This window comes from Dietzia maris, from assembly GCF_014144855.1.
Taxonomy (GTDB): Bacteria; Actinomycetota; Actinomycetes; order Mycobacteriales; family Mycobacteriaceae; genus Dietzia; species Dietzia kunjamensis.
On sequence record NZ_JAALDN010000359.1, the window covers coordinates 1 to 9,939 of the forward strand.

Consider the following 9,939-nt stretch of genomic DNA (forward strand, 5'->3'; position numbering starts at 1 on the left):
CGGGTGACCGCCCGTCCGGCCGCCGTCACGTCGGTCGCCCCGGGTCGCCGCGTGCTCGTGCGCCCGGTCTCCACGGACCGCGTGCGGGCGTGCCATGTCGAGGCCCCGGCGTCCACCGGGGTCGTCGACGACGTGCCGGCCTGGGCGCTACTGGCGTGCGGGATCGCATTCGGCGTGATCATGCTTCTCGCAGTGGCCTTCCTCGGTGGACCCGCCTACGCGTGACCGGGCAGCGGGCCTCCTAGAATGGACCGTGGGCGGTGGTCTACCGCCCCCGCGTTCCGTCAGGCACGATCCGGGACGCGTGAACTCCGGTCGACGAAGGGCCCCACGGGAATGTACTGCCCGACATGCCACCACGAGGACTCCCGGGTAATCGACTCACGATCCGTCGACGAGGGTCAGGCGATCCGGCGTCGCCGGGAGTGCCCCCGGTGTGGACACCGGTTCACGACGCTGGAGACGCCCCTGCTGACGGTTCTCAAGCGGAACGGGGTGACCGAGGCGTTCAGTCGGGACAAGGTCGTCCGCGGTGTCCGCCGCGCGTGCCAGGGACGATCGGTTGACGAGGACGCTCTGCGTCGCCTCGCCCAGCAGGTCGAGGACGCTGTGCGATCCGGCGGTGCGTCCGAGGTTCCCGCCCACGAGATCGGGCTCGCCATCCTGGGCCCTCTGCAGGATCTGGACGAGGTCGCCTACCTGCGGTTCGCGTCCGTGTACAAGCAGTTCAGCTCGGCCGACGACTTCGAACGCGAGATCATCGCCCTCCGGGAGCGCCGCGCGAGCCGCTGACCACGCGGCATCATCGGGACGACCGCGGGGCGAGCGCAGACGCCACCGCCTTGTCGATCCGCTCTGCCGAGACCGGCCGGGCGGTACCCAGTGACTGCGCGAACAGCCCCACCCGGTACTCGGCGAGCATCCACCGCAGGTCGCGGCACGCCCGTGCGCCACCCGGCCGCCGCCGCAGCGCGGCGCACGCCTCCTCGACGATCGACTCGGAGCGGTTCAACTTCGCCGTGAGTTCGCCGTGCCGGGCGGGTGACTTCTCCGCGAGGTCCAACCGGAGGCCGACCGCCCGCACATGTCGCTCCAGATGTGGAAGCACATCCGAGGGATGGCGGGCGAGGAATCCGCGCCCGACGAGGAAGTCCAGTGAAGGACGGACATCGTCGGCGACATCTGCGGGCGCCCCCGCCAGACGGCCCGACACGGACTGGGCGGCCATCAGCGCGGGAACCGCCGACGAGATCGCGGACGCCACCGCACCGGGGACCTCCGCCCGCGCAGTGGCCTGGAGTTCGTGGAATTCCGCGACCGTGAGAACCGGTGCGCCCTTTCGCCGGGCGATGATCCGCCCACTCGCAGCGAGCGATGCATCCGACACCAGGGATTCCATCCCTCCGTGCGGGTACTGGGTGAGCGCGAGTCGCTGCTGGACCGGACGGCCGCGCAGAATCGACGCCGCGGAGACCAGGCCGGCCGAGACCAGCGTGAGCACCGCCGACGCCTGGGTGGATCGACGCTCGTCCTCCGTGGCGCACGCCACGAGGTGAATTCCGTCCCCACCGACACGCAGGGCGGGGTAGACGGTCACCTCGACCCCGTCCACCGAGCCGGTGACCGACTGCGGGAGGTCGCCGACGGTGTCGGATGTCCACTCCCGGTAGGGCCCCCTGTCGGGTACCAGACGGGCGTTGAGGGTCGCCCGTACCCTGTCCACCAACCGGGTCCTCAACTGCGCGAGATCCGTTCCGGAGGCCACGACCTCGTCCCCGTCGACCACCTCGAAACGCATCCGGAGATGGCCCGGTAGCTGGTTCTGATCGAAGTCACGCGGGTCGACCGTGGTACCGATCCGAGTAGACAGCGCCCGCGCGAGCGCGACGGACAAGGGGGCGGACCGGGGCGTGACGTCTCCCGCCAACAGGGACGCGAACTCGGCGGGCGGAGAACACAGTCGACGCAGATACTTGGGCAGCGTGCGGAGCATCTCGGTATAGAGCTCCTCCCGCAGCCCCGGCACCAGCCATTCGAACCCGGCGGTGGTGACCGAGGACAGCTGCGGCAGCGGGATGCGCACCGTGATCCCGTCGGTGGTGACGCCCGGATCGAACGCGTACCGCAGTTCGAAACTCCGCTCTCCCTGACGCCAGAGGGGCGGGAAATCGGCGGCATCGGGCACCGCCTCGGAGGTGCGTATGTCCTCGGGGGTGAGACGGAGGGCCTCCTGGTCGCGATGACCACGCTTCTTCCACCAGGACTCCAGATGCCGGCCGGAGGTGATGTCCTCGGGCAGGCGGTCGAGATAGAAGGCCACCAATGCCTCGTCGTCGATCACCAGATCCCGACGGCGGCTCCGCGTCTCCAGTTCACGGGCCTGCTCCACGGCCTCGGCGTTCTCGCGGATGACCGGGACCCGGGTATCCAGGCGTCCTTCCACGATCCCGTGGCGGACGAGCATCTCGCGGGCGAGCGGGGCGTCGACCCTGGAGAGCAGGATCCGCCGCGCCTCCACCACGGTCAATCCCAGCAGCAGCACCTTCTCATACGCCATCGCCGCACCCTGGGCGTCCGACCAGTGCGGTTCGGAGTACTGGGTGCGGGTGAGGTGACCCCCGAGTTGTTCGATCCACCCCGGATCGATCCGGGCGACGTCACGCGCCCACAACCGGGACGTCTCGACGAGTTCGGATGCCATCACCCAGCGGGGAGGCTTCCTGGACAGGTCCGACCCGGGGAACACCTGGAACCGGATGCCCCGGGTGCCCCGGAACTCGCGGGTCTCCTCGTCTCGCATACCGACATTGGTGAGCAGACCGGTCAGGACCGCCTTGTGGAGGTCGTCCTCCGCGGCGTGTCCGGACGCGGGATGCCACCCTCGTTCACGGCACATGCTCCGCAGCTGGGAGTTGAGGTCCTGCCACTCTCGGATGCGTAGCCAGTGCAGATACTCGGCCTTGCACATCTTGCGGAAGGCGCTGCCGGACAGCTCACGGCGCTGCTCGGTGATGTACCTCCACAGATTGAGATATCCGAGGAAGTCGGAGGTCTTGTCCGCGAAGCGGCGGTGCAACAGGTCTGCCTTGTCCCGCTCCTCCGCGGGACGCTCGCGGACGTCCTGCACCGTCAGGGCCGCGACCACCACCAGCACGTCCGACAGCGAACCGTTGCGATGGCCCTCGACCACCATCCGGGCGAGTCGGGGATCGAGGGGGAGTGCCGCCATGTCACGGCCCACCTCGGTCAGGTGAGGGCGCTCGTCGTCGTCGACCCTCACCGCCCCGAGTTCGGAGAGCAGGGTGAGCCCGTCCCGGACGGCCTTGCGGTCCGGGGGTTCCACGAACGGGAAGTCGTCGACGGGGCCCAGGTCCAGATCCGCCATCGACAGAATCACCGAGGCGAGGTTCGTGCGCAGGATCTCCGGGTCGGTGAACTCCGGGCGCGAGTCGAAGTCCTCCTCGGAGTAGAGGCGGATACATATCCCGTCGGCGACGCGGCCGCAGCGTCCCGCGCGCTGCGCGGCGGAGGCCTGGGACACCGGCTCGATGGGCAGTCGCTGCACCTTGGTCCGGGTGGAGTAGCGGGAGATCCTCGCCAGGCCGGTGTCCACGACGTAGCGGATGCCGGGCACGGTCACCGAGGTCTCGGCGATATTGGTCGACAGGACCACCCGTCGGGTGGAATGGGCCCGGAACGCGCGCTGCTGTTCGGCTACCGTGAGGCGGGCGAACAGCGGGAAGATCTCGGTGCCCGGGAACTTCCGGCCCCGCAGCACCTCCTCGGCGTCGCGGATCTCACGCTCACCGGAGAGGAACACGAGTACGTCACCGTCGTCCTCGCGTAAGAGTTCCGCCACGGCGTCGGCGAGCGCGTCGAGGGGATCAAGGTCGACCACGCGATCGGCGTGTACGACCTGTAGGGGCCGGTACCGGACCTCCACGGGATAAGTGCGCCCCGAGACCTCGATGACCGGGGCCGGGCGCCCCTCCGGGCCGGCGAAGTGACGGGCGAAACGGTCCGGGTCGATCGTGGCGGAGGTGATGACGAGTTTGAGGTCCGGGCGACGGGGCAGGATCTGCTTGAGATAACCCAGCAGGAAGTCGATGTTGAGACTGCGTTCGTGGGCCTCGTCGATGATGATCGTGTCGTAGGCCCGCAGCAGCCGGTCACGCCGGATCTCGGCGAGCAGCACACCGTCGGTCATGAGCTTGACCGCCGTCTCGGGGCTGGTGCGGTCGTCGAAGCGGACGGCGGAACCGACCGGGCCACCGATCTTCACCCCGAGCTCGTCCGCGATCCGCTCGGCGACGGAGCGGGCGGCCAACCTCCTCGGCTGGGTGTGGCCGATCATGCCCTTGACCCCGCGCCCCAGTTCCAGGCAGATCTTGGGGATCTGGGTGGTCTTGCCCGACCCCGTCTCGCCGGCGATCACCACCACCTGGTTGTCCCGGATCGCCTCGGCGATCTCGTCCTTGCGTGCGCTGACCGGGAGCTGTTCCGGGTAGCGGGGGGTGGGGATCGACTCTGATCGGCGCCGCACGCGCTCGGCGGCCTCGTCGATCCTCCGTCCGAGGTCATCCAGTTGGTCGACCCGGGCACGCCGGACCCGGGACCGGAGACGATGGGCGTCGAGGGTGCCGACATCGTCGAGACGGGCGAAGAGTTCGTTTCGGGCTCGGCGGAGATCGGGGGTGGGTGAGGAGGACGACGGCATGGTTCCGCAAGGATATCGACTCGCGTCCCCGGGCTCCGACCGGCGCGGTCCCTAGTCGACGACGCCGTCCCGCCGACTCTGGATCCTCGCGTAGCGCTCGTGCAGCCGCTCCCGCACCTCATCGGGCTCGTAGGACCGCCGACGCCGCTCGGAACGGGCCGCCAGGATCCCCGTGGCGGCCACCCCCGCCGCACCCGCCGCGCCGATCACCTTGAGCCACTGTCGTCCTCTGGGAGCCATACGGCCGAGACTAGGCGGGTACGCACGGGCGGCCTGGCAGGATCGCGGTATGAGCGTCGACACCGTCCCCCTGGCCGCCGCGGCGCACCGCACCCGCACCGGGGACCTCTGGCTCTTCCGCGGCCGGAGCACGGCGGACCGGTTGATCCAGACCCTGACGAACGCACCCGTCAATCACGTGGGCGTCGCGGTGGTCCTGGACGACATGCCGCCGCTGCTGTGGCACGCCGAGATGGGACGGGCGCTGCCGGACGTGTGGACGGGTCGCCACCAGCGTGGGGTGCAGCTGCATGACCTCGAGTCGGCTGTCCGGCAGTGGGCCGGGCCGTACGGCCAACGAGCGTGGTTCCGCCAGATCTCCCTGGAGGTGGGTGGGGAACACGAGGACGCGCTACTGGAGTCGATCGCCCGGTTGAACGGGGTGTCCTTCCCCTCCGCGGGACGTCTCACCGCGAGGTGGGCACGGGGACGGTGGGCGGCACGTGGGACGCGGCCGGACGCCAGGGGTCGCAGCGGCCGCTCGGGATCCGATGCCGGTGCGGCGATGCGTATGGAGGCGGCGTACTGCGCGGAGGTCGTGGGGGTCACCCTGGAGGCGATGGGTGTACTCCTGCCCGCGGGTGAGGCGAGTTGGTACGACCCGGGCCGTTTCTGGAGCGGTGACGACCTGCCGCTGGCCCCGGGATGGGACTACGGACGGGAGATCGCGGTGACGGTCACCCGCCCAGGACGACCTCGCTGATATCGGCCTCGACCTCCTCCGGGGCCACCACGAGCAGTTCGTCGCCGGGCTCGAACGGAACGTCGGGTTCGGGGACGATCACCCGCCCGCCGCGCAGGATCGCGACGAGGGCGGCGTCCCGGGGAAACCGAACGCGGGACACCGACCGCCCCGCCAGCGGGGTCTGGTCCGGCAGCGTCACGCTCACCAGGTTCGCGCCTCCACGGCGCAGGGTCATCAGACGGACCACGTCGCCGACGGAGACCGCCTCCTCGACGACCGAGACGATCAGCCGGGGCGTCGACACCGCCACGTCGACGCCCCAGCGCTCGTCGTAGAGCCACTCGTTGCGGGGATCGTTGACGCGGGCGACGACCCGGGACACCGCGAATTCGGTCTTGGCCAACAGGCTCACCACCAGGTTGGCCTTGTCATCACCCGTGGCGGCCACCACCACGTCCGCCGCCTGCACGTCCAACCGTTCGAGGACACTGAGCTCGCAGGCGTCGCCGACCTGTTGATCCGCCCCGTCGACCGGGTCGGCCGAGAACACGGTGGAGCGCTTGTCTATCAGCGTGACGTCATGGCCGCCGGTCACGAGTTCGCGTGCGATCGACCGTCCGACGACACCGGCTCCGGCCACCACCACCCGCATGGTCGCGGAGTACACGGTCCTGGCCGGGGCTCCGGCGAGCAATCCCGAGCCGTCGGCGTAGTCGGGGACGGAATTCTCAGACATCGGAGGGTCCTTCCTGCACCAGGTCGTCCAGTTCCGACACCGTCTGCGAGGGCACGACGATATGGAGGACATCGTCGGCCTGGACGAGCGTGTGAGCGTCCGGGAGGCGGCTCTCGCCGAAGCGGGTGACGGCCGCAGCACGTCCTCCGACCGCGGCCGCGAGCCGGTCGACCGGGACCCCGACCCACGCCGCCGGTGCGTCGAGGGCGACGAGCGACACGGAGTCCGTCTGGTCCCGCCACTCGACGGGACTCGACCCGGCGGTGATGTAACGGACCAGACGACCGGTGGCCCACGGAACCGTGGCGATGGTCGAGATCCCCAGTCGTTCGTAGACCTCTGCGCGCCCCGCGTCGTAGATGCGCGCTATCACCCGGTCGACGCCGAAGGTCTCCCGGGCGACACGCGCGGCGATGATGTTCGAGTTGTCCCCGGAGGACACTGCGGCGAATGCGTCGGCCCCCTCGAGCCCGGCCTCGGTGAGCACAGTCTTGTCGAAGCCCTGGCCCGTCACCGTGCCTCCCGAGAACTCCGCCGACAACCTGGCGAACGCAGCCGGGTCGCGGTCGATCACCACGACCTGGTGGCCGGCTGCGTCGAGCTCGACGGACAACGCGGCCCCCACACGACCACAGCCCATGACGACGACCCTCATGACGAGTCCACTCCTCACGGCCCACGCACGTGAGCCAGTGACGGACACGCTACTCACACCCACGGATACTGCCCGGCGGGGCTCGCGGGCCCTACGATATGTCGGTGTCCAGGATCTCGAAGGTCTCCATGGGAACCAAGCGTCTCCTCGTGGGGCGCCCCTCCCGCAGCGACACGATCGGTGCCACCAGCCTCCGCAAACGGATCGCGTTGCCGGTGTTCGCGTCCGATGCGCTGTCCTCGGTGGCCTACGCCCCGCAGGAGATCTTCCTCGTGCTCTCCATCGCCGGGGTCTCGGCACTCACGTTCACCCCGTGGGTGGGACTGGCGGTGGCGGCGGTCCTGGTGGTCGTCATCGCCTGTTACCGGCAGAACGTCCGCGCCTACCCGTCGGGAGGGGGCGACTACGAGGTCGCCACCGTCAATCTGGGTCCGAGTGCGGGCCTGGCGGTCGGTGCGGCCCTGCTGTTCGACTATGTCCTCACGGTGGCCGTGTCGATTTCGGCCGCCGCCGCGACCATCGGATCGGCGATCCCCTTCGTCCAATCCAGGGAGATTCCGTTCGCCGTCCTGGCGATCATCCTCCTGGCGGCGCTCAACCTGCGTGGGCTCCGTGAGACCGGCGCGATGTTCGCCGTGCCCGTCTACGCGTTCCTCGCCTCCATGACCGCACTCATCGTCTGGGGGCTGTTCCAGGTGGAGATCCTGGGCCGCGACCTCCGGGCCGAATCCGCGGGATTCGAAATGGTGCCGGTGGACGGGGCGGAGTTGGCCGGACTCGCGCTCGCCTTCGTCGTCGCCAAGTCCTTCGCATCCGGATGTGCCGCCCTGACCGGTATCGAAGCCATCCACAACGGTGTCCCGGCCTTCCGGAAGCCGCGGGCCCGCAACGCCGCCGTGACGCTGGCCGTCCTCGGGGTTCTCGCGGTCTCGTTCCTCCTGGGGCTCATCGCCCTGGCCGGTCGGCTCGGGGTCCGGATCGCCGAGCAACCGGCGGCACAGTTGATCGGCGCTCCGGAGGGGTACCGGCAGAAGACGATGATCGCCCAGTTGGCGCGACCGGTCTTCGAGGGGTTGCCGCTCGCCTTCTACGCCGTCATCATCATCACCGCGCTGATCCTGGCACTCGCCGCCAACACGGCGTTCAACGGGTTCCCGGTGCTGGCCTCGGTCCTCGCTCGCGACAAGTATCTGCCCCGACAGCTCGCCACCCGCGGGGACAGGTTGGCGTTCTCCAACGGGATCGTCGTCCTCGCGATCGCGGCAGTCGTGTTGGTCGTGGCGTTCGACGCCCAGGTGTCGCTCCTCATCCAGCTCTACATCGTGGGCGTGTTCGTCGCCTTCACCCTCGGCCAGCTCGGCATGGTCCGACACTGGACCCGGCGCCTGGACCACGAGCGGGTCCCGTCCGTGCGTCGGCGGATCCACAGGTCCCGGGCGATCAACGCCGTCGGGTTCCTCGTCACCGCCGGCGTCCTGGTGATCGTCATGGCGACCAAGTTCCTCTCCGGGGCCTACATCGCGGTCCTGGCGATGCTCGGAGCGTTCGGGATCATGCGACTCATCCACCGGCACTACGTCGCGGTCGCCCGCGAACTCGACGACTCCTCGTGGGAGGTCGTCCTGCCGAGCCGGACACACTGTGTGGTCTTGGTGTCCAAACTGCACCTGCCCACCCTGCGGGCCCTGGCCTACGCGCGGGCGGCACGCCCGGACTCGATCGAGGCGTTGACGGTGAACATCGATACCGCCGAGACCCGTGCCCTCGTGAGGGAATGGGATCGACGCGGCATCTCGGTTCCGCTCAAGGTGGTCGAGTCCCCGTACCGTGAGATCAACCGTCCCGTGGTGGACTACGTGAAGCGCCTTCGCGATCAGGCGCCGCGGGACGTGGTGACCGTGTACATCCCCGAGTACGTGGTGGGCCACTGGTGGGAGCAGATACTGCACAACCAGAGCGCGCTGCGCCTCAAGACCCGCCTGCTCTACGAGCGAGGTGTCATGGTGACCAGCGTCCCGTGGCAGTTGTCGTCCTCGGACGGCCGCGCGGAGCAGGCCCGCGACGAGCCCATCGTCGGACGCTGGGGTGGACCGGAGGAAAGATGACCCAGGACCGAGCGACCGGCTGGACGGGCCGTGTGGTGCGCCTGCGCATGGAGGGACCGGCGCACGGCGGCGAGTTCGTCGCGCGCCACGAGGGCCGGGTGGTGTTCTGCCGCGGCGGGATCACCGGCGAACTGGTCGACGTCCTCATCGACGACGACCCCGGGCGCGCGTTCTGTCGAGGGACGGTCCAGGCGGTGGTCGAGGAATCCCCGGACCGGGTGGTCCCGACGTGCCCGGCGGCGGCCGCCGGCGCCGGCTGTTGCGACTGGAGCCACATCGCGTCCGATGCCGCCCGCGGTTTCGCCGGCAGGATCCTGGCCGAGCAGGTGTACCGGATCGGCCGGATCGCATACCGGGACGACGCGGTCCCGGTCGAGGTCCCCGCCGCGGATCCCGCGACGTCCGGCTGGCGTACCGTCGCCCGCTGGGTCACCGGCCCCGATGGTGTGCCGGGGGTCCGGAGGGCGCGCTCCCGTGAACTGGTGACCGAGCCCTGCATCCAGCCCGACCCGCGGCTGCGTGATGCGGTCTCCGCCACCACGCTCGGCCCGGGCCGCGAGGTGCTCGGAGTGCTCGGTGACGACGGAATGGTGCACATCGCCCACCGCCCGGCCGTCGGTGACACGCCGCGGGGCCGGAGCGGCCGATCCCGCCGGTCCTCGGCGACCCGCGCCAGGGCACGTCATTCGCGGGCGGCCGGTTGGGAGATCGTTGCCGGGGGACCGACCGTCGTGAGACGGGTGGGCGGCCACGAGTGGCGGC

General features: G+C 70.0%; 9 protein-coding genes. 5 read left to right on the forward strand and 4 right to left on the reverse strand.

The window, feature by feature from the left end:
* Both G6024_RS11885 and nrdR read left to right on the forward strand, forming a co-directional pair.
* Positions 1–225, forward strand: a 225-nt coding sequence (locus tag G6024_RS11885; protein WP_159148786.1) for a hypothetical protein, incomplete at its 5' end; no start/stop codon positions are given.
* A 111-nt stretch (positions 226–336) separates the two neighbouring features.
* Complete coding sequence (nrdR, locus tag G6024_RS11890) at positions 337–792, forward strand: transcriptional regulator NrdR (protein WP_069389083.1); 456 nt, start codon at positions 337–339, stop codon at positions 790–792.
* Positions 793–802: 10 nt separating this feature from the next.
* On the opposite strand, the gene hrpA is transcribed toward nrdR, so the two are convergent.
* Complete coding sequence (gene hrpA, locus G6024_RS11895) at positions 803–4,717, reverse strand: ATP-dependent RNA helicase HrpA (RefSeq protein WP_159148787.1); 3,915 nt, start codon at positions 4,715–4,717, stop codon at positions 803–805.
* Positions 4,718–4,768: 51 nt separating this feature from the next.
* Entirely contained in the window at positions 4,769–4,957 is a 189-nt protein-coding gene (locus G6024_RS11900) for a hypothetical protein (protein WP_067717794.1), read from the reverse strand.
* A 49-nt stretch (positions 4,958–5,006) separates the two neighbouring features.
* On the opposite strand from G6024_RS11900, the gene G6024_RS11905 reads away from it, so the two are divergent.
* Positions 5,007–5,699, forward strand: coding sequence for a hypothetical protein (locus tag G6024_RS11905; protein ID WP_159148788.1), 693 nt, complete (start codon positions 5,007–5,009; stop codon positions 5,697–5,699).
* On the opposite strand, the gene G6024_RS11910 is transcribed toward G6024_RS11905, so the two are convergent.
* Both G6024_RS11910 and G6024_RS11915 read right to left on the reverse strand, forming a co-directional pair.
* Entirely contained in the window at positions 5,674–6,333 is a 660-nt protein-coding gene (locus G6024_RS11910) for a potassium channel family protein (RefSeq protein WP_069389099.1), read from the reverse strand. The genes G6024_RS11905 and G6024_RS11910 overlap by 26 nt on opposite strands.
* A 76-nt stretch (positions 6,334–6,409) precedes the next feature.
* Entirely contained in the window at positions 6,410–7,072 is a 663-nt protein-coding gene (locus G6024_RS11915) for a potassium channel family protein (protein ID WP_159148789.1), read from the reverse strand.
* Between the two features lie 98 nt (positions 7,073–7,170).
* On the opposite strand from G6024_RS11915, the gene G6024_RS11920 reads away from it, so the two are divergent.
* Both G6024_RS11920 and G6024_RS16920 read left to right on the forward strand, forming a co-directional pair.
* Positions 7,171–9,177 carry an APC family permease gene (locus tag G6024_RS11920; RefSeq protein ID WP_194307414.1) on the forward strand — a complete coding sequence of 669 codons (2,007 nt, stop codon included), beginning with the start codon at positions 7,171–7,173 and terminating at the stop codon, positions 9,175–9,177.
* Positions 9,174–9,939, forward strand: a 766-nt coding sequence (locus tag G6024_RS16920; RefSeq protein ID WP_338122143.1) for a TRAM domain-containing protein, incomplete at its 3' end; no start/stop codon positions are given. The genes G6024_RS11920 and G6024_RS16920, both read left to right, overlap by 4 nt.

Bases quoted from the DNA above. Each gene is read 5' to 3' on its own strand.
- G6024_RS11915 (WP_159148789.1), bottom strand. From the start codon at position 7,072: ATGAGGGTCGTCGTCATGGGCTGTGGTCGTGTGGGGGCCGCGTTGTCC.
- hrpA (WP_159148787.1), bottom strand. From the start codon at position 4,717: ATGCCGTCGTCCTCCTCACCCACCCCCGATCTCCGCCGAGCCCGAAAC.
- nrdR (WP_069389083.1), top strand. From the start codon at position 337: ATGTACTGCCCGACATGCCACCACGAGGACTCCCGGGTAATCGACTCA.
- G6024_RS11920 (WP_194307414.1), top strand. From the start codon at position 7,171: ATGTCGGTGTCCAGGATCTCGAAGGTCTCCATGGGAACCAAGCGTCTC.
- G6024_RS11900 (WP_067717794.1), bottom strand. From the start codon at position 4,957: ATGGCTCCCAGAGGACGACAGTGGCTCAAGGTGATCGGCGCGGCGGGT.
- G6024_RS11910 (WP_069389099.1), bottom strand. From the start codon at position 6,333: ATGCGGGTGGTGGTGGCCGGAGCCGGTGTCGTCGGACGGTCGATCGCA.
- G6024_RS11905 (WP_159148788.1), top strand. From the start codon at position 5,007: ATGAGCGTCGACACCGTCCCCCTGGCCGCCGCGGCGCACCGCACCCGC.